General features: G+C 69.2%; 18 protein-coding genes. 7 read left to right on the top strand and 11 right to left on the bottom strand.

The genetic code is table 11. The annotated features are described in order from the left end of the window. Nucleotides 1-11: 11 nt before the first annotated feature. The 11 genes from FB547_RS28425 to phnG form a co-directional block, all read right to left on the bottom strand. A complete protein-coding gene (locus FB547_RS28425; protein WP_261380434.1) occupies nt 12-665 on the bottom strand; it encodes an ATP-binding cassette domain-containing protein in 654 nt (217 codons plus the stop codon). Nucleotides 666-724: 59 nt separating this feature from the next. Further along, a complete protein-coding gene (phnE, locus tag FB547_RS28420) occupies nt 725-1,537 on the bottom strand; it encodes a phosphonate ABC transporter, permease protein PhnE (protein WP_145746974.1) in 813 nt (270 codons plus the stop codon). Between the two features lie 42 nt (nt 1,538-1,579). Then, nucleotides 1,580-2,527 carry a phosphonate ABC transporter substrate-binding protein gene (phnD, locus tag FB547_RS28415; RefSeq protein ID WP_145746973.1) on the bottom strand — a complete coding sequence of 316 codons (948 nt, stop codon included), beginning with the start codon at nt 2,525-2,527 and terminating at the stop codon, nt 1,580-1,582. 49 nt (nt 2,528-2,576) lie between these two features. Continuing rightward, nucleotides 2,577-3,443 (bottom strand): phosphonate ABC transporter ATP-binding protein, encoded by an 867-nt coding sequence (gene phnC / locus FB547_RS28410; protein WP_145746972.1) that lies wholly within the window; start codon nt 3,441-3,443, stop codon nt 2,577-2,579. A 100-nt stretch (nt 3,444-3,543) separates the two neighbouring features. After that, nucleotides 3,544-4,701 (bottom strand): alpha-D-ribose 1-methylphosphonate 5-triphosphate diphosphatase, encoded by a 1,158-nt coding sequence (locus tag FB547_RS28405; protein WP_145746971.1) that lies wholly within the window; start codon nt 4,699-4,701, stop codon nt 3,544-3,546. Then, entirely contained in the window at nt 4,698-5,414 is a 717-nt protein-coding gene (phnL, locus tag FB547_RS28400) for a phosphonate C-P lyase system protein PhnL (protein WP_145746970.1), read from the bottom strand. The genes FB547_RS28405 and phnL overlap by 4 nt, the downstream gene beginning before the upstream one ends. After that, nucleotides 5,411-6,202 carry a phosphonate C-P lyase system protein PhnK gene (phnK, locus tag FB547_RS28395; protein WP_145746969.1) on the bottom strand — a complete coding sequence of 264 codons (792 nt, stop codon included), beginning with the start codon at nt 6,200-6,202 and terminating at the stop codon, nt 5,411-5,413. Before phnK ends, phnL begins: the two co-directional genes overlap by 4 nt. After that, nucleotides 6,199-7,095 carry an alpha-D-ribose 1-methylphosphonate 5-phosphate C-P-lyase PhnJ gene (locus FB547_RS28390; RefSeq protein WP_145746968.1) on the bottom strand — a complete coding sequence of 299 codons (897 nt, stop codon included), beginning with the start codon at nt 7,093-7,095 and terminating at the stop codon, nt 6,199-6,201. Before FB547_RS28390 ends, phnK begins: the two co-directional genes overlap by 4 nt. Continuing rightward, a complete protein-coding gene (locus FB547_RS28385; RefSeq protein ID WP_145746967.1) occupies nt 7,092-8,186 on the bottom strand; it encodes a carbon-phosphorus lyase complex subunit PhnI in 1,095 nt (364 codons plus the stop codon). Before FB547_RS28385 ends, FB547_RS28390 begins: the two co-directional genes overlap by 4 nt. Before the next feature lies 1 nt (nt 8,187). Further along, on the bottom strand, nt 8,188-8,811 hold the full coding sequence (gene phnH, locus FB547_RS28380) for a phosphonate C-P lyase system protein PhnH (RefSeq protein WP_145746966.1): 624 nt from the start codon (nt 8,809-8,811) through the stop codon (nt 8,188-8,190). Further along, nucleotides 8,808-9,326 (bottom strand): phosphonate C-P lyase system protein PhnG, encoded by a 519-nt coding sequence (phnG, locus tag FB547_RS28375; RefSeq protein ID WP_145746965.1) that lies wholly within the window; start codon nt 9,324-9,326, stop codon nt 8,808-8,810. Before phnG ends, phnH begins: the two co-directional genes overlap by 4 nt. A gap of 75 nt (nt 9,327-9,401) precedes the next feature. Here phnG and phnF point away from each other — a divergent pair, with 75 nt between their 5' ends. The 7 genes from phnF to FB547_RS28340 all read left to right on the top strand — a co-directional run bounded on the left by phnF (nt 9,402) and on the right by FB547_RS28340 (nt 17,256). Continuing rightward, nucleotides 9,402-10,184, top strand: coding sequence for a phosphonate metabolism transcriptional regulator PhnF (gene phnF / locus FB547_RS28370; protein ID WP_145746964.1), 783 nt, complete (start codon nt 9,402-9,404; stop codon nt 10,182-10,184). Continuing rightward, nucleotides 10,177-10,902: a DUF1045 domain-containing protein gene (locus FB547_RS28365; RefSeq protein ID WP_145746963.1), complete on the top strand. Its 726-nt coding sequence runs from the start codon at nt 10,177-10,179 to the stop codon at nt 10,900-10,902. Before phnF ends, FB547_RS28365 begins: the two co-directional genes overlap by 8 nt. 61 nt (nt 10,903-10,963) lie before the next feature. After that, a complete protein-coding gene (phnN, locus tag FB547_RS28360) occupies nt 10,964-11,560 on the top strand; it encodes a phosphonate metabolism protein/1,5-bisphosphokinase (PRPP-forming) PhnN (protein ID WP_145746962.1) in 597 nt (198 codons plus the stop codon). Nucleotides 11,561-11,758: 198 nt separating this feature from the next. Further along, on the top strand, nt 11,759-12,919 hold the full coding sequence (gene nosP, locus FB547_RS28355) for a nitric oxide-sensing protein NosP (RefSeq protein ID WP_145746961.1): 1,161 nt from the start codon (nt 11,759-11,761) through the stop codon (nt 12,917-12,919). Then, complete coding sequence (locus FB547_RS28350) at nt 12,912-14,009, top strand: sensor histidine kinase (protein WP_145746960.1); 1,098 nt, start codon at nt 12,912-12,914, stop codon at nt 14,007-14,009. The genes nosP and FB547_RS28350 overlap by 8 nt, the downstream gene beginning before the upstream one ends. Further along, a complete protein-coding gene (locus FB547_RS28345) occupies nt 14,006-16,273 on the top strand; it encodes a putative bifunctional diguanylate cyclase/phosphodiesterase (RefSeq protein ID WP_145746959.1) in 2,268 nt (755 codons plus the stop codon). Before FB547_RS28350 ends, FB547_RS28345 begins: the two co-directional genes overlap by 4 nt. Further along, the gene (locus FB547_RS28340; protein ID WP_145746958.1) at nt 16,270-17,256 is read left to right on the top strand and encodes a TRAP transporter substrate-binding protein; all 987 of its coding nucleotides are present in this window, start codon (nt 16,270-16,272) and stop codon (nt 17,254-17,256) included. Before FB547_RS28345 ends, FB547_RS28340 begins: the two co-directional genes overlap by 4 nt. Nucleotides 17,257-17,287: the final 31 nt, after the last annotated feature.

Below are 17,287 nucleotides of genomic sequence, written 5' to 3'. Positions count from 1 at the left end.
GCCGGCGCGGCTCAGCGCAGCGGCAGCGCGATGCAGCCCGCGAGCGGAATCTGCGGAACGTGATCGAGCCGTGCGCTGCTCGCAATGACGATCGCGTGGCCCGCGCGTCCGGCCCGCGCCGCGACGGCCTTCCACAGGCAGCCGATCGATCGCGCATCGAGCGCGCCTTCGGGTTCGTCGAGCAGCACCAGCGGACGTCCCGAGGCCAGCGCCGCCGCCAGCCAGACCTTGCGCTTCGATCCGGTCGAGAGCATGTACATCGGCTTGTCGATGTGCGGCGCCAGCGAGAAGCCCTCGACCAGCGCCTGCCACTGCGCCGCATCGAATCCCGCATCGCCCTCTCCCAGGGTGGCGGTGCATGCGCGCGCGGTGACCTGGTCGAAGGCTTCGGTGGCCGGGTCGCAGAAGAACACGTTGCGCCTGTAGGCCTCGGGCTGCGTGTCGAGGCGCGCGCCTGCGAGCGTCAGCCTTCCGGACGCGGGAAGCATGCCCGCAATCACGCGCAGCAGGGTCGACTTTCCGCTGCCCGTGTCGCCATACAGCAGCGTGACGCCCTCGCCCACCGAAGCGCACCAGCCGGATGCGAGCGCGGGCTGGCCCGGATAGGAAAAGCCCAGGTCGTGGACCTGGAGGATGGCGGGTGATGTCGGGGCGTTCATGGGCATGCGGAAGTCCTCGCCGGATTCTGCCTCGCCCGCGGACGCCCTCCCGTCCTCAGCTCGGATCAGATCAGGAACTTGCGGATGCGGGCCGACGCCAGGTCGATGGCACTCACGCTCACCACGATGATCAGCATCACCGCGCAGGTCTCGGCGTACTGGAAACCACGGATGATTTCCCACAGCACCACGCCGATGCCGCCCGCGCCCACCATGCCCACCACCGAGGCCGAACGCACGTTCGATTCGAAGCGATAGAGCGCATACGAGATCCACAGCGGCATCACCTGCGGCAGCACGCCGTAGACGATCTCGTGCAGCGCGCTGGCGCCCGTGGAGCGGATGCCTTCCACCGGCTGCGGATCGATGGCTTCCACGGCTTCGGCGAACAGCTTGGCCAGCACGCCGGTGGTGTGCACCCACAGCGCCAGCACGCCGGCGAAGGGGCCCAGGCCCACGGCCACCACGAACAGCATCGCGAACACCATTTCGTTGATGGCGCGGCAGCTGTCCATGAGGCGGCGCACCGGCTGGTAGATCCACCAGGGCACGATGTTGGCGGAAGCCAGCAGCGCCAGCGGCACGGCGCTCACCACCGCCAGCGCCGTGCCCCACAGCGCGATCTGCAAGGTGACGACCATCTCCTGCAGGTACATGCGCCACTGCGTGAAGTTCGGCGGAAAGAACTCGGCCGCGTAGGTGGCCATGTTGCCGGAATCGCGCCAGAGCTCGAACGGGCGCATGTCGGCGCCCTTCCAGGACGCGGCCAGCAGGATCAGCAGGCCCGCCCACGCGAGCTGCCAGGCGAGGCTGCGCCTGGGAGCGGCGGACGCCGCAGGCGCCAGGCTCGGGCGGACGAGAGGGACCGTGGGTTGCATGGCGGACACAGCAGTGCAGCAGGAAAGAAAAGTGGCGCGCGCTCAGTTCAGCGCGGCCAGCTTCTTGTCGATGTCGGCCAGCTTGGCTTTCTTGTCGGCGTCGCCGAGCACGGTGTCGGCCTCGATCTTGGTGCGCTGGCCGAACAGGTCGAGCTGGCGGATCGGCAGCAGCTGCTTGTCGCTCGATTCCTTGAAGCCCGAGAGCTTCGAGATCTTCATGACGATCTCCTTCTCACGCGGATCGGTCTTGGCGTAGTTGTAGAAGAAGCTGCGCAGCTTGGCCTTGGTCGCCTCGGGCAGGTCCTTGCGCATGACGAGCGGATCGAGCGGAATCAGCGGCGAGGTCCAGACGATCTTGATGTCCTTGAACTTCTCGGGGAAGCGCTCCTTCACCTTCTCGAGGTTCTCGCTGTTGTTGGTGGCCACGTCGACCTGCCTGTTGGCCACGGCCAGCGCGTTGGTCTCGTGGTTGGCGCTGCGCGTCACCTTGAAGATCGACTTGGCATCGAGCTTGTTCTGCGCGAAGACGTAGAAGCCCGGCACCAGGTAGCCCGAGGTCGAGTTGGGATCGCCGTTGCCGAAGCTCAGGTTCTTCGCGTTCTTGAGCACGTCGTCGAGCGTGTTGAGCGGACTCTCTCGGTTCACGATCAGGTGCGAGTAGTAACCCTGCGTGCCGTCGGCGTTGACCATCTGCGCGAACACCTCGCCGCCCGCGCGGTCCACCGCTTCCATGGCCGACTTGTTGCCGAACCAGCCGAGGTGCACCTTGTTGAAGCGCATGCCTTCGATGATGCCGGCGTAGTCGGGTGCGAAGAAGGCCGTGACCTTGAGGCCGGTCTGGCGGCTCATGTCGTCGATCAGCGGCTGCCAGTCGCCCTTGAGGTTCTGCGTCGCCTCGGTCGAGATGATGCCGAAGTTGATGTCCTGCGCGAGCGATGCGCCCGCAAGGCCGAGGCCCAGCACGGCGGCGGCAACGAGTTTCTTGATCATGGATGGCTCCAGGAGAATGGAAAGGATGGAAAGACGCGTTCTTCGCGGGCTATGCGGCTTGCGCAGCCCACGACACGGGAGCAGTCGGGTTCAGCACGTGCACGTTGGTGCCTTCGGGTGCCGGGGTCGGCGCGGCGGGCCGCAGCAGCTCGTCGGCCTGCACGCCGTACAGCTCGCGCAGCAGCGCGGGCGTGAGCGCCGAGGACGGGCCGTCGAACACCACCTGCCCCTGGTTCAGCGCCACCACGCGCGGGCAGTACTTCATCGCGATGTCGACCTGGTGCAGCGACACGATCACGGTGCAACCGTCCTCGCGGTTGATGCGCGCGAGGATCTCCATCACCTTGCGCGAGGACTCGGGGTCCAGCGATGCAATGGGTTCATCGGCCAGCACCACCTTGGCGCCCTGCACCAGCGTGCGCGCAATGGCCGCGCGCTGCTGCTGGCCACCCGACAGCGTGGAGGCGCGCTGCGCATGGCAGTCGGCAATGCCCACGCGCCCCAGTGCCTCGAGTGCCAGCGCGCGCTCCTGCGCCGTGAACATGCGCAGCCAGCTGCGCCACCAGGGCATGCGGTGCAGCGAGCCGACGAGCACGTTCACCAGCACCGGCAGCCGCGCCACCAGGTTGAACTGCTGGAACACGAAGCCGACCTGCGAGCGCAGCTTGCGGATGTCGCGGTGGATGCGGCCGCCCTTCTGCACGCAGCGGCCGTCGATCTCGACCAGCGAATCGGTGCCGCCGTCGGCCGCCACCAGGCCGGCCACGTGCCGCAGCAGGGTGGATTTGCCGGAGCCCGAGGCGCCGATCAACGCCACCATCTCGCCGCGGTTCACGGCCAGGTTGACGTCGCGCAGCGCATGCCGGCCGTTGGCGAAGTGCTTGTTCAGTTGGTGGATGCGCAGGACACCGGTCATCTTGGATTCCAAAGTCGTCTAGACAAGTGAAGTCTCGCGAGACGCCGTGACATGCGCGCGACAGCTGTGCGACATTGCGGCGACAGCCGCGGCCGCACCCTCAGATCACGCGCCGGCCCTGGCGCCATACGCCGCGCACCACCGGGTGCCTGGCACCGTCGGCCAGCGTGGTGATGCGCACCTGCACCAGGTCGGCGCGCAGCCCCGGTTCCAGGCTGCCGCGGTCGTGCAGGCCGGCCGCGCGCGCGGGTGCGCGGCTCACCATCGCCACCGCCTCGGGCAGCGTGCAGATGCCCTCGTCCACCAGCCGCATCACGGCACTCATGAGGCTGCCGGGCACGTAGTCGGAAGACAGGATGTCGAGCAGCCCCTGGCGCGCCAGCTCGGCCGCGGCCACGTTGCCCGAGTGCGAGCCGCCCCGCACCACGTTCGGCCCGCCCATGATGTTGGCGAGCCCGCGTTCGCGCGCGGCGCGCGCGGCCGCCAGCGTGGTCGGGAATTCCGACATGCTGGCGCCCTCCGCATGCGCCTGCTCGACGTGCGCCACGGTGGTGTCGTCATGGCTCGCCAGCGCAATGCCGTGCAGGCGGCAATGCGCGACGAAGTGCCGGCGGTGGGGTTCCGCATAGCGCGTCTGCAGCGACACGGCCTCGGACACGCGGCGGTCGAACTTGTCGTCGCTCCAGCCCTTCTTGCCGGTGTAGTAGATGCGTGCGACCTCGATGTTCTCCCACTGGCGCTGGCCCGGCGTGTGGTCCATGAGCGAGATCATCGACAGGCGCGGGTGGTTGCGGAACGGCTCGAACAGCTCGATGGTGTTGGGTGCCGGCAGCTCGCAGCGCACGTGCAGATGGTGGTCGGCGCGCAGCAGGTCGCTCTCGATGCAGCCGTCGAGCACATCGAGCAGCGTGTCCCAGGTGCTGCCGCGCAGGCTCTCGGGGTCGGACTCGCCCACGCCCAGTGCGTCGAACACCGTGGTGATGCCGGCGGCCGCCACCTCGGCATCGTGCGCGAGCAGCGCGGGCATCTCGGCCCACTGCACCTTGGGGCGCGGCATCAGGTGCCGCTCCAGGTTGTCGGTGTGCACCTCGACCAGCCCGGGAAACAGGTAGTCGCCCTCGAGGTCGAGCGTGCCCGCCGCGGTGGCGCCGCTGTCCAGCGCCTCGATGCGCCCGTTCGCCACCGAGAGCGCGCCGTGCACCACCTCGCCGGCCAGCACCATGCGCGCGTTGGAAAAGACGATGGGTGCTGCGCTCATGGCCGGGTGCTCCTGAAGTCGCCCACGTTGACGCGGCGGGTGGCCACGGCCGCGCCCACTTCGGCGTCGTGGAAGATGCCGACGATGGCCGCGCCGCGGGCCGTGGCCTCGCGGATCAGCTCGATCACGGTGGCCGTGTTGGCGGCATCGAGCGAGGCGGTGGGCTCGTCCAGCAGCAACAGCGGCTTGGGCTTGATCATGTTGCGCGCGATGTTGATGCGCTGCTGCTCGCCGCCCGAGAAGGTGGCCGGCGGCAAGTGCCACAGGCGCTCGGGGATGCGCAGCCGCGCGAGCCAGCGGCGCGCCTCGGCGCGCGCGGCCTCGATGCCCGCGGGGTCGTCGCCGGCGTCCTCGGCGAGCGGCTCGGCCACCACGTCGAGCGCGGGCACGCGCGGGATCACGCGCAGGAACTGGCTCACGTAGCCGATGGTCTCGCGCCGCAGCCGCACCAGCTCGCGCGGCGCCACTTCGGTCAGGTCCACCGGGCCGGCCGGCGCCTGCACCGTGATGCGGCCCGCGCTGGCGCGGTAGTTGGCATAGATGAGCTTGAGCAGCGTGCTCTTTCCCAGGCCCGAGGCGCCGTCGAGCACCACGCATTCGCCCGCGCTCACGCTGAGGTCGACCGCGTCGAACACCGGCAGCTCCAGCTGGTTCTGGTGGTGCAGCGTGAAGCGCTTGGCCACGCCCTGGAGAAGAAGCAAGGGGGTCGTCATGGCTGGAGCACCGAGGAAACGAGGAGTTGGGTGTAGGCGTGCTGCGGGTCGTCCAGCACCTGGTCCGTGAGGCCGGTCTCGACCACGCGGCCCTGCTGCATCACGACCATGCGGTGCGCGAGCAGCCGTGCCACCGCGAGGTCGTGCGTGACGACGATGGCCGCAAGCTGCATCTGGCGCGTGAGCTGGCGCAGCAGATCGAGCAGGCGCGCCTGCACCGACACGTCCAGGCCCGAGGTCGGCTCGTCCATGAACACCAGCCGCGGCTGCGTGACCAGGTTGCGCGCGATCTGCAGGCGCTGGCGCATGCCGCCCGAAAAAGTGCGCGGCGTGTCGTCGATGCGCGCCGGCTCGATCTCCACGCGCTGCAGCCAGTCGGCCGCGGTGGCGCGCACGCGGCCGTAGTGCCGCTCGCCCAGGCCCATGAGGCGCTCGCCCACATTGGCGCCGGCCGAGACGTCCATGCGCAGGCCGTCGGCCGGGTTCTGGTGCACGAAGCCCCAGTCGGTGCGCGAAAGCAACCGCTGCTGGGCCTCGGTCATCGCGAACACGTCCTGCAGGCCGCCGCCGCGCACATGGAACTGCACGCTGCCGGCATCGGGACGGCTGCGCGCGGCAATGGCATCGAGCAGGGTCGACTTGCCCGAACCCGATTCGCCGACCACCGCCAGCACCTCGCCGGGCCAGAGGTCGAAGGAGGCGTCGTGCAGCGCCACGCGATCGCCGTAGCGCTTGCCGACGCCGCGCACGCGCAGCAGCGGAAGGGGAGAAGCTTGCGCGGCGTTCATGCGAGAACTCCGTCCACGGCGGCCGCATCGGTCGCCGGGTCGGGCGCAGCGGCAACGCCGTCTGCCTGCTGCCGCGACTGGCAGTAGTCGGAATCGGAGCACACATGCATGCGCGTGCCCTGGTCGTCGGTGATCACCTCGTCGAGGAAGCTGTCGGTCGCGCCGCAGAGCGCGCAGGGCGTGTCCCAGCGCTGGATCTCGAAGGGATGGTCCTCGAAGCTCAGGCTTTCGACCGGCGTGTAGGGCGGCACGGCGTAGATGCGCTTCTCGCGGCCGGCGCCGAACAGCTGCAGCGCGGGGTTCATGTGCATCTTGGGGTTGTCGAACTTGGGGATCGGCGACGGCGACATCACGTAGCGGCCGTTCACCAGCACCGGATAGTCGTAGGTGGTGGCGATGTGGCCGTAGCGCGCGATGTCTTCGTAGAGCTTCACGTGCATCAGCCCGTACTCGGCCAGCGCGTGCAGCGTGCGCGTGGCGGTCTCGCGCGGCTCCAGCCGCTGCATCGGCTCGGGCACCGGCACCTGGTAGACCAGCACCTGCCCTTCGGCGAGCGATGCCTCGGGGATGCGGTGGCGCGTCTGGATCAGCGTGGCCTCGGCCGTGCGCGTGGTGGTGTCCACGCCGGTGGTGCGCTCGAAGAAGCGGCGGATGTTGACGGCGTTGACGGTGTCGTCGGAGCCCTGGTCGATCACCTTCAGCATGTCGCGCGGCCCGATGACCGCGGCGGTCACCTGGATGCCGCCGGTGCCCCAGCCGTAGGGCAGCGGCATCTCGCGCGAGCCGAAGGGCACCTGGTAGCCCGGGATGGCCACGGCCTTGAGGATGGCGCGGCGGATCATGCGCTTGGTGCGCTCGTCGAGGTAGGCGAAGTTGTATTCGGTGGTCGTCATTCGTGGTCTCCCGCGCCGGCGGCGGCGCGCATCTTCCGCACGAGCTCGAGCTCGGACTGGAAGTCGACGTAGTGCGGCAGCTTCAGGTGCTGCACGAAACCCGAGGCCTCCAGGCTGTCGCTGTGCGAGAGCACGAACTCCTGCATCTGCGCGGGCGCCTCCACCGGCTCGCCAAGCTCGTCGGCGCGCAGCGCGCGGTCGACCAGGCTCATCGCCATCGCCTTGCGCTCGCAGTGGCCGAAGGCCAGGCCGTAGCCGCGCGTGAACTGCGGCGGTTCGCTCTTGCTGCCCGCGAACTGGTTGACCATCTCGCATTCGGTGATCTCCAGGTCGCCGATGGAGATGGTGAAGTCGAGCTCCTCGGGCGCGAGCTCCAGCTCCACGCTGCCGAAGCGGATCTCGCCCACGAAAGGGTGGCTGTGCGCGTAGCCGCGCTGCGTGGAATAGGCCATGGCCAGCAGGAAGCCCTCGTCGCCGCGCGCCAGGTTCTGCAGCCGCGTGGCGCGGTCGGCCGGAAAGCGCAGCGGCGCACGCGTGAGGTCCACCGGCGCGGGGTCGCCGGGCGGCACGGGACGGGTCTCGATCAGCCCTTCCTGGTTCAGCAGGTCGACCACGCGCGGCGTGACGGACGCGGGCGGCGTGCCTGCATCGGCCGCGGGCGCGGGCGCGGCCTGCTGCCGCCCCTCGGCCAGCAGCGCGAAGTCGAGCAGGCGCTGCGTGTAGTCGTGCGTCGCACCCAGCACCTGGCCGCCGGGCAGGTCCTTGAAGGTGGCGGAGATGCGGCGGTCCAGCGCCATGCGCGCGGTGTCGAGCGCCACGCTGTCGCCGAGGCGCGGCAGCGTCGCGCGGTAGGCGCGCAGCAGGAAGATGGCCTCCACCATGTCGCCCGAGGCTTGCTTGATCGCGAGCGCGGCCAGTTCAGGGTCGTAGACCGAGCCCTCGGTCATCACGCGGTCGACCGCGAGCTTCAGCTGTTCGCGGATCTGGCGCACCGACAGCTCCGGCATGCCGGTGTCGCCGCGGCGCTGTTCGGCCAGCAGGCGGTAGCTTGCAAGGATGGCGGCTTCCCCGCCCTTGACGGCAACGTACATCTCAAGCCTCCTGTTCGATGCGGGTGGTGCGCGGCAGCCCCGCGATGCGGCGCGGCGCGGCCAGGAACACGTCCACGCCGCGCGGAAACAGCGCGTGGTTCGCGGACCATTGGGCGGCGAAGGCCGGTGCCAGGCCCTCGACGGCGAGCACGGTGCGGTCCTGGATGCCGGGGCCGCGCAGCGTCCAGCACGGCTGGTTTCCTTCGGCCGGTGCGGACACCTCCATCACATCGATCACGCAGGTGGCCGACTGGTCGGGATAGGCGTCGCTGCCCTGCGCGAATGCATCGAGCGGCGGGCATGCATCGCCCTGGCCGATCCACGCGAACTGCGCCTGCGCAGGCTCCTCGACCAGCACGCAGCCGGTGTGAAAGCGCAGCCATGCGGCCGCGTCGCTGCCCGCGAGCGACGGCGACAGCCAGAGGCGGCAGTCGGGATCGAGCAGCGCCAGCAGCAGCGCGGCCGAGGCGCCGTGCCCCTGCGACGGCGCCTGCGCATCGTGCGACAGCTCGACGATGCGGCCCGGATGCGAGAGTGCCTGCAGCGCCGAACGGAACACCGCCTGGCTGCCGAGCGCGGCATCGGTGAATCCCGCGCCCAGGGTGGAAAGCATGTTCGCGTTCATTCGGAATCGTCCTCGTCCATGTCGGCGCCGCCGGCTTCGCGCGCCACCGTGAAGAACTCGACCTTGCTGGCCTGCGCGCGGGCATGGCGCTGCGCGCGCAGCGCCGAGAGATGCGCACGCACCGGCGCCAGCAGCCGGGCATCGAGCGCGGCCTGCTGCGCCGGGTCCTGCAGCAGCGCGTCGGCCACGGCCGCGAGCTGCGCATGGCGGTGCGAACGGCCGAGCACATAGGCCACGCCCACCGCGGCGCCCGGCTGCGGCGCATCGCCACCGAGACGCAGTGCGCAGCGCGTGACCGTCACCTCGCCCAGGTTGAAGCGCTCGCCCGTGCCGCCGGCGCGGCCCTGCACCATCACCAGGCCGGTCTCCGGTGCGCGCAGCCACTGCGGCGGGGTCTCGGCGTGCTGCGCGAGCGCCGGTTCGAGCAGCGAGACGGGCGCGCGCGCCAGCATCGCGAGCCACTGCGCGCGGCGCAGCGGACGCGCGGCGGGTTCTGTGTCAAAGCCATGAAACATGAGAGTGATACGCTTGAAGTTGTATAGACAAATTCGGCAACTGACGCGAGCTTAGAGAGCGCGCAAGTAGGTTTAATGACAAGCACGATGACGACCCCTGCCTCCGCGCTGGCTCCGCGCCCCGCCGCCACCACCACCGAACGCACCGCACGCGACAGCTTCTGGATCCGCATTGCGGCCGACCTGGCCGAGGCCATTGCGCGCGGCGTGTATTTGCCGGGCCAGCGCCTGCCCTCCGAGCACGCGCTGGCCGAGCAGTTCGGCGTGAACCGCCACACCATCCGGCGTTCGCTCGCCAACCTTTGCAGCCAGGGGCTGCTGCGCGTGACGCAGGGCAGCGGCACCTACGTGGAAGAGTTCGCGGTCGACCTCGCCCTGGTCAAGCGCCCGCGCTTCCAGCGCAGCATGGCGCTGGCGGGGTTGCGCGGCGCGCTGCGCGTGACCGGCGCGAGCACCGTGCGCGCCACCGCGGCGCAGGCGCGCTCGCTCGCGGTGCCGGCGCGCAGCTCGCTGCTCTGCCTGCAGGTGATCGGCGAAGCCGAGGGCCAGCCGCTGCATTGCAGCGAACGCTTCTTTCCCCTGCCGCGCTTCGCGGGACTGGAGGCCGTGGTGCGCGAGACCGGCTCCATCACCGCCGGCTTCGAGGCCCATGGCGTGGCCGACTACACGCGCCATCACAGCCGCATCACGGCACAGATGCCCGAGGCCGCGATTGCCGCGCAGTTGCATCAGCCGGTCAGCCGGCCGGTGCTGTTCGTGGAGAGCGTGAACGTCGACACCGCAGGCGTGCCGATCGAATACGCCAGGGCCTGGTTCCCGGGCGACCGCACCTCGCTGACGGTGGCGCACGATGACTGAGGCCGTGTCCCGCAGGCGCGGCGCAGCGCATCGCTATGCAGCCTATTTCGCGCCGGCCACCGGCAGCGCGTGGTGGGAGGCCGGCAGCCGCTGGCTGGGGCGCTGCGCGGCGCGCGGACAGCCGCTGCCGCAACCGGCCATCGACGGCCTGCCGCCCGCGCGGCAGCAGGCACTGACGGCCGCGCCGCGGCGCTATGGCTGGCATGCCACGCTGAAGGCGCCCTTCGCCCTGCCCTCGCACCTGGACGCGGCGTCGCTGCGCACCGGCATCCGCCACATCTGCAAGGCCTGGGAACCCTTCGACATGCCGGCACTGCGGGTGGTGCGGCTCGACGATTTTCTGGCGCTCGTGCCCGCGGCGCCGAGCCGCGCGCTGAATGCGATGGCCAGCGCCTGCGTGACCGGCCTGCACGCCTTCGCCGCGCCGCTGCCGCCGGCCGAACTGCAGCGCCGCCGCGCGAGCGGGCTCACGCCCGAGGAAGACGCGCTGCTGCAGCGCTGGGGCTACCCGTTCGTGCTCGACCGCTTCCGCTTTCATTTCTCGCTGACCGGGTCGCTGCGCGAGGCCGGCGAAGCCGAGGTGCAGGCGCTGCGCACTGCGGCGCAACAGCACTTCGGCGCATTGCCGATGCAACGCTTCGATGCCATCAGCCTGTTCGCGGAACCCGAGCCGGGCGTGGACTTCGTCTGCATCGAACAGATGGGGCTGGGTGCATGAGCCCCCGCGCGGCCGTTCCGAAGAGGGCGCGCACCGCAGTGCGCAGCACGGAGGCTGCCCCATGAGCGCAGCGCCAGGCCATGCACCGGTGAACGCCGCGCAGACCGGCCGCCTGGTCTACGTGGTCGGCCCCTCGGGCGCCGGCAAGGACAGCGTCATCGACTGGCTGCGGCAGCAGCTGCCGCAGGACGCCCGCGTGCACTTCGCGCGGCGCACGATCACGCGCGCGGTGCAGCCCGGGGGCGAGCAGCATGACAGCATCGACATGGCCGCGTTCATGCGGCTGCGCGATGCCGGCGCGTTCGCGATGCACTGGGAAGCCAATGCCCTGCACTACGGCATTGCGCGCGCCGAACTCGCCGGGCGCAGCGACGGCCGGACCGTGATCGTGAACGGCTCACGCGCCTACCTGCCCGAAGCCGTGCGTCTCTTTCCCGAACTGGTCATCGCCCACATCACGGCCGACGCCCAGACGCTGCGCAGCCGGCTGCTCGCACGCCGGCGTGAAACCGCGCAGATGGTGGATGCGCGCGTGCGAAGAGCACTCGACTTCCAGCTGCCGCCGGGCATTGCAGCCATCGAGGTCCGCAACGATGCCACGCTCGCGCACGCGGGCGCTCAACTGCAGCGTGCGTTGAAGACATGGCAGTGCCTGTGAGCGGCCGAGGCACAACGCGAAGCCGGTAACCTGATCGTCGTATGTCGCGCAGTTGGGGGCCTGCGTTAGAACTTTTCATGTAGGCACTTGCCGCGACATCGAGAGATCGCGGTCCGCGGCAGGGATGTCCCGCATGGATTGAGTCCGCCACGGCGATGCATCAAGCGTCTAATGCACCCTCACGCAAGGAGTCGCCACATGACGGAGACGGACTGCATACGCAAAGCCCACTCCTGCGCGGCGGACCCCCGCAAGGCCGCGCAGGAATTCCATGCCATGGTGGCGCAGCCCGGCATGGCGCTGGTGATCTTCTATTGCTCCAGCGAATACGACCTCGATGCGCTTGCCGACGAGATGAAACGCCTGTTCGGCGACGTGCCGGTCGCGGGCTGCACCACGGCCGGGGAAATCGGCCCCGCCGGATTGCGCGACCACAGCCTTGCGGGTGCGAGTTTTCCGGCCAGCCACTTCAGGGTGGCGGCAGGCCAGGTCGAACAGCTGCAGCAGTTCAAGGTGGAGGCCGGCCAGGACTTCGCCCAGGCGCTGCTGCACGAGCTGCTGGCCGCGGGCCCGCCCGGCGACGCGGACCACAGCTTCGCGCTGCTGCTGATCGATGGCCTGTCGCTGCGCGAGGAACCCGTCACACGCGCCTTCCAGACCGCACTGGGCAGGCTTCCCCTGCTCGGCGGTTCGGCCGGCGACGGCATGAAGTTCGACCGGACCCAGGTCTACTGGAACGGCCGGTTCTGCTCCGACTGCGCGGTGCTGGTGCTGGTGGCGTCGCGCATGCCGTTTCGCATCTTCAAGACGCAGCACATCGTCGCCACCGACGACAGGCTGGTCGTGACCGAGGCGGACGCCGCCTCGCGCACCGTCAAGGAAATCAACGGCCTGCCGGCCAGCCAGGAGTACGCGCGAATGCTCGGCATCGATGCCTCCGACCTGGACCCTTCGCGCTTCGCGGCCTGGCCGGTTGTGCTGACGATCGGCGGCACCACCTATGTGCGCTCGATCCAGAAGGCCAATCCGGATGGCAGCCTGACTTTTTTCTGTGCGATCGAGAACGGCCTGGTCCTGCGTGTGGCCAAGGGTGTGGACCTGCTGGAGAACCTGCAGCAGGCCTTTGCCGGCATCCGCGCCGAGATCGGACCGCCGCAGCTGGTGCTGGGCTACGACTGCATCCTGCGCAAGCTGGAGATCGCACAGAGCAGCGCGAAGGACCGCATCGGCGAACTCCTGCAGGAGAACAACACGGTCGGCTTCCACACCTACGGCGAGCAGTTCCGCGGCGTGCATGTCAACCAGACGCTGGTCGGCATCGCATTCGGCACTAACGGCGGGGAGGCCAGCCATGTCTGAGACTGCAACGCAGCAGCGCCCCGACGCGCAGGCGCTGTCCCCGCCGGACGAGATCGCACGGCTCAACAAGATCGTCCAGGCCCTGATGGACCGTGCCGAGCGCAGCGCCAATGCGCAGGGCTCCGACTTCAACCTCTTCCAGACCACCATCATGCTGGAGGAGCAGGTGCTCAGCCGCACCGCCGAGCTGGAAGCGGCGCTGCGCGAGAACGAAGAGGTCAACCGGGTGCTGCGCAAGACGCAGGCCGACCTGGTGGCCGCGGCGCGCTCGGCCGGCATGGCCGAGATCGCCACCAACGTGCTGCACAACGTGGGCAACGTGCTCAACAGCGTCAACGTATCGGCCGGGCTGATCCTCTCCAAGGTTCGTGCGTCCAAGGTGGAAGGGCTCGCGCGCGCGGTGCAATTGATGAACGCGCATGCGGACGGCCTGGGCACCTTCCTCGCCTCCGACGCCAAGGGCAAGATGCTCCCGGGTTACCTGATGCAGCTGGCACCGCTCCTGGTGGCGGAGCAGCGCGCCGTCGTCGACGAGCTGGTGGCCCTGACCAAGAGCGTCGACCACATCAAGGAGATCATCGCCGCGCAGCAGGCCCATGCCGGCGCCTCCAGCCTGGTCGAGGCGATACGGATCCACGAGGTGGTCGAGGATGCATTGCGCATGAACGCTGGTGGCCCGGCGCGCCACCAGGTGGTGATGCAGAGCGACCTCGCACGGATCCCCGAGCTCCCGCTGGACAGGGGCCGCGTGCTGCAGGTGCTGACGAACCTGGTGCGCAATGCCAGGCAGGCGATGGAGGCGGCGGCGGACGACAGCGCGAAGCTCACGCTGGATGCGGAGATCGTGGAGGACGAGACGCTGCGCATCCGCGTGGCGGACACGGGCGTCGGCATCGCCCCGGAGAACCTGACGCGGGTGTTCGTGCACGGGTTCACGACCAAGAAGGACGGCCACGGCTTCGGCCTGCACAGCGCCGCGATCGCGGCGCGCGAGATGGGCGGCACGCTGGCCGTCCACAGCGACGGGCCCGGCACCGGCGCCACCTTCACGCTCGAACTTCCGATCAGAAAGCCTGGACAGACGCCATGAGCAAACCGCAGAACCGCCGCATCCTCCTGGCGGACGACACGCCGGCCATCCACGAGGACTTCCGCAAGATCCTTCTCCCCGCGGCCGCGGATGCGAACCTGGACGACCTGGAGTCCGCGCTGTTCGGCACCTCGGCCAGGAAAAGCGAAGCGGACTTCGTGCTGGACAGCGCCTACCAGGGGCAGGAGGCGCTCGCGAAGCTGCGCGAGGCATTGGCGGCCGAGGCGCCCTACGCCATGGCGTTCATCGACATGCGCATGCCCCCGGGGTGGGACGGCGTCGAGACCATCGAGCAGCTGTGGCTCGAAGACCCGCGCCTGCAGATCGTGATCTGCACGGCCTACGCGGACCAGTCGTGGGTCGAGGTGTTCGAGCGGCTGGACGCGCGCGACCGCCTGCTGGTGCTCAAGAAGCCCTTCGATCCGATCGAGGTGCGCCAGCTGGCCAGCGCGCTCACCATGAAGTGGCAGATGACGCAGGACGCCGCCTTCAAGATGAACCAGCTCGAGCAGGCCGTGGAGGAACGCACGCGCGAGCTGTCGGACGCCAACATCATCGTGCAGAACAGCCCGACCATCCTCTACCGCCTGCGCGGCGAGCCGGCGTTCCCGCTGATCTACATCTCGCACAACATCACCAAGTTCGGCCACGAACCGGCGGCCCTGCTGGCCAACCCGAACTGGGCGGACGTGCTGATCGACCCGGCCGACCAGCCCGGCGTCGCCGCCGCGATGGCGCGCGTGCTCGAAAAGGACGCCGAAGGCGCCTCCATCGAATACCGCCTGTGCACCGGCGACGGCGCGCGGCGCTGGGTCGAGAACCGCTACGTTCCGGTGCGCGACAAGGACGGCCGGCTCATCGAGGTCGAGGGCATCGTCATCGACGTCACCGAGCGCAAGGCGGCGGAGGAGCAACTCGCAAGGCTGGCGCGCACCGACGGGCTCACGGGCCTGGCCAACCGCGCCACCCTGGTCGAGCGCCTGCACCAGGCCCACGCCGCGGCACGGCGCGGCTCGGTGCCGTTCGCGCTCCATTGCCTCGACCTGGACCACTTCAAGCCGGTCAACGACATGTTCGGCCATCCGGGCGGCGACCTGCTGCTGCGCGAGGTGGCCCTGCGGCTGAAGAACTGCACCCGCGAGACCGACGTGGTGGCGCGGCTGGGCGGCGACGAGTTCGCCGTGCTGCAAAGCGAGATGACCGATCCGGCCGCCGCGGGCGCGCTGGCCGAGAAGATCCAGCAGGCGCTCGCGCGCCCGTACATGATCAACGGCAACCAGGTGCATGCCTCGGCCAGCATCGGCATCTGCCCCTATGCATCCAGCAGCGAGAGCCCGGAGGAAATGCTTGCGCAGGCCGACGTGGCGCTCTACCGCTCGAAGGAACAGGGGCGCAACCAGTACCACTTCCACTCCGAGGAACTCGACTTCGAAGTGCGCGACCGCGTGGCGCTCGGCGAGGACCTGAAGCAGGCCATCGAACGCGAGGAGCTGGAGCTCTACTACCAGCCGCAGGTCGAGCTGTCCTCCGGAAAGATCGTGGGCGTGGAGGCGCTGCTGCGCTGGAACCATCCCAAGCGCGGCCTGCTCGACGCGGCCGCGTTCGTGCCGATCGCCGAGCGCACCGGCGGCATCGTCGCGCTCGGCCGCTGGGTGCTGGACCAGGCCTGCAGGCAACTGAGCGTGTGGCGCGAACAGGGCGTGGCACCGCCCGTCGTGGCCATCAACCTGTCGCTCGGGCAGCTCAGGCAAGGCGGCGAGCTGATCCGCGACGTGACCGAGAGCCTCGCGAAATGGCAACTCGATCCCTCCGTGCTGGAGTTCGACGTCACGGAGTCGACGCTGGCCCAGATGACATGGACCCACAACGACGTGCTGCCCAGGCTGCGGGCGCTCGGCGTGCGCATTGCGATCGACGACTTCGGCACCGAATATTCCTCGTTCGAATACCTGCGGACCTACCGCGTGAACCACCTGAAGATCGCGCAGTCGATGCTCAAGCGGGCCATCGACGATCCGGACAGCGCGGCCACGGTTCGCGCCATCATGAATCTCGCGCGCGAAGCGCGCATCGGCATCATCGTCGAGGGACTGGAGACGCAGACGCAGCTCGCCTTTCTTCAATCGACCGGCCCCACCACGCTGGCGCAGGGCTACTACTTCAGCGAGGCCGTGATGGCCACCGAGGCCGGCGACCTGCTGCGCTCGGGCACCATGGAGCAGAGCGAGCGCAGCAAGGGCGGGGACCACGGGGCCGCCGCATGAAAAAAGCATTTCTGCTGCTTGTCGCGGCCTGGGGCCTCGCGGCACCGGCCGTGCATGCCGAGCCCGTCGTGCTCTCGCTGGTGCACGCCGCCGCCATCACGCACCCGGCCCATCTGGCGGCGCTGCAGTTCGCCAAGCGGGTCGAGGAGCGCACCCACGGGCAGGTCCGCACCGAGATCTTTCCCGCTTCCCAGCTCGGCAGCGAGAACGAACTGCTGCAGAAAGTCAGGCTGGGCGCGATCGACATGGACGTGACCTCGATGAACTACCTCATCAAGTACGAGAAGACGTTCTCCGTCGTCGTCATGCCGTATCTCTTCGACAGCTATGCGCACGCCCACCGCGTGCTCGATGGCCCGGCCATGAACTGGCTCGCGCCGCTGGCCGAGAAGCAGGGCTTCGTCATCCTGTCCAACTGGGAATGGGGATTCCGCAACATCACCAACAACAAGCGCCCGATCAACGTGCCCGAGGACGTGAGAGGCCTCAGGGTGCGCGTTCCGCCCGTCGCGGAACTCGAGGCCACGATGGAAGCGCTGGGCGCCCAGGTCATCAAGGTCGGCTTCAAGGAACTTCCCCAGGCGCTGTCGCAGGGCCTGGTCGACGGCCAGGAGAACCCGCTCAACGTCATCTACTACAACAAGTTGTACGAGGTGCAAAAGCACCTCGCCCTGACCCGCCATGTGTACTACAACACGCTCCACCTCATGAGCACCAGGACCTGGGCGAAGCTCACGCCGGCCGAGCAGGCGATCGTGCGTGAAGAGAGCAAGGCGGCGGGCGACGGCATGCGCAGGAAGATCATTGCCGAAGAGGAGGAGCTGATCGCAAAGATGATTGCCGCCGGCGTGAAGGTCACGCGCCCCGACCCGGCGCCGTTCCGCGCGGCCACGCAGGGCGCCCGGGAGGAGATCAGGCGCTTCGCGGGCGACGAGAACGTGCGCACGTTCCTGAAGATGGTCGACGCAGAGCGAAGGCAGTGACGCATCTCTCCAGCAGCGACTTGGGAGCGAG

Source organism: Variovorax beijingensis, from assembly GCF_007828835.1.
GTDB lineage: Bacteria > Pseudomonadota > Gammaproteobacteria > Burkholderiales > Burkholderiaceae_C > Variovorax > Variovorax beijingensis_A.
Note: the sequence above shows the minus strand (reverse complement) of the source record. Positions and strands in the feature narration are given on the sequence as shown.

What these genes read in the sequence shown, in the direction of transcription:
- FB547_RS28425 (WP_261380434.1), bottom strand. Translation starts at nt 665, where the DNA reads ATGCCCATGAACGCCCCGACATCACCCGCCATCCTCCAGGTCCACGAC.
- phnG (WP_145746965.1), bottom strand. Translation starts at nt 9,326, where the DNA reads ATGTTTCATGGCTTTGACACAGAACCCGCCGCGCGTCCGCTGCGCCGC.
- phnD (WP_145746973.1), bottom strand. Translation starts at nt 2,527, where the DNA reads ATGATCAAGAAACTCGTTGCCGCCGCCGTGCTGGGCCTCGGCCTTGCG.
- FB547_RS28350 (WP_145746960.1), top strand. Translation starts at nt 12,912, where the DNA reads ATGTCTGAGACTGCAACGCAGCAGCGCCCCGACGCGCAGGCGCTGTCC.
- phnK (WP_145746969.1), bottom strand. Translation starts at nt 6,202, where the DNA reads ATGAACGCCGCGCAAGCTTCTCCCCTTCCGCTGCTGCGCGTGCGCGGC.
- phnC (WP_145746972.1), bottom strand. Translation starts at nt 3,443, where the DNA reads ATGACCGGTGTCCTGCGCATCCACCAACTGAACAAGCACTTCGCCAAC.
- FB547_RS28405 (WP_145746971.1), bottom strand. Translation starts at nt 4,701, where the DNA reads ATGAGCGCAGCACCCATCGTCTTTTCCAACGCGCGCATGGTGCTGGCC.
- phnE (WP_145746974.1), bottom strand. Translation starts at nt 1,537, where the DNA reads ATGCAACCCACGGTCCCTCTCGTCCGCCCGAGCCTGGCGCCTGCGGCG.
- phnH (WP_145746966.1), bottom strand. Translation starts at nt 8,811, where the DNA reads ATGAACGCGAACATGCTTTCCACCCTGGGCGCGGGATTCACCGATGCC.
- phnN (WP_145746962.1), top strand. Translation starts at nt 10,964, where the DNA reads ATGAGCGCAGCGCCAGGCCATGCACCGGTGAACGCCGCGCAGACCGGC.
- FB547_RS28390 (WP_145746968.1), bottom strand. Translation starts at nt 7,095, where the DNA reads ATGACGACCACCGAATACAACTTCGCCTACCTCGACGAGCGCACCAAG.
- FB547_RS28340 (WP_145746958.1), top strand. Translation starts at nt 16,270, where the DNA reads ATGAAAAAAGCATTTCTGCTGCTTGTCGCGGCCTGGGGCCTCGCGGCA.
- phnF (WP_145746964.1), top strand. Translation starts at nt 9,402, where the DNA reads ATGACAAGCACGATGACGACCCCTGCCTCCGCGCTGGCTCCGCGCCCC.
- FB547_RS28345 (WP_145746959.1), top strand. Translation starts at nt 14,006, where the DNA reads ATGAGCAAACCGCAGAACCGCCGCATCCTCCTGGCGGACGACACGCCG.
- nosP (WP_145746961.1), top strand. Translation starts at nt 11,759, where the DNA reads ATGACGGAGACGGACTGCATACGCAAAGCCCACTCCTGCGCGGCGGAC.
- FB547_RS28385 (WP_145746967.1), bottom strand. Translation starts at nt 8,186, where the DNA reads ATGTACGTTGCCGTCAAGGGCGGGGAAGCCGCCATCCTTGCAAGCTAC.
- FB547_RS28365 (WP_145746963.1), top strand. Translation starts at nt 10,177, where the DNA reads ATGACTGAGGCCGTGTCCCGCAGGCGCGGCGCAGCGCATCGCTATGCA.
- phnL (WP_145746970.1), bottom strand. Translation starts at nt 5,414, where the DNA reads ATGACGACCCCCTTGCTTCTTCTCCAGGGCGTGGCCAAGCGCTTCACG.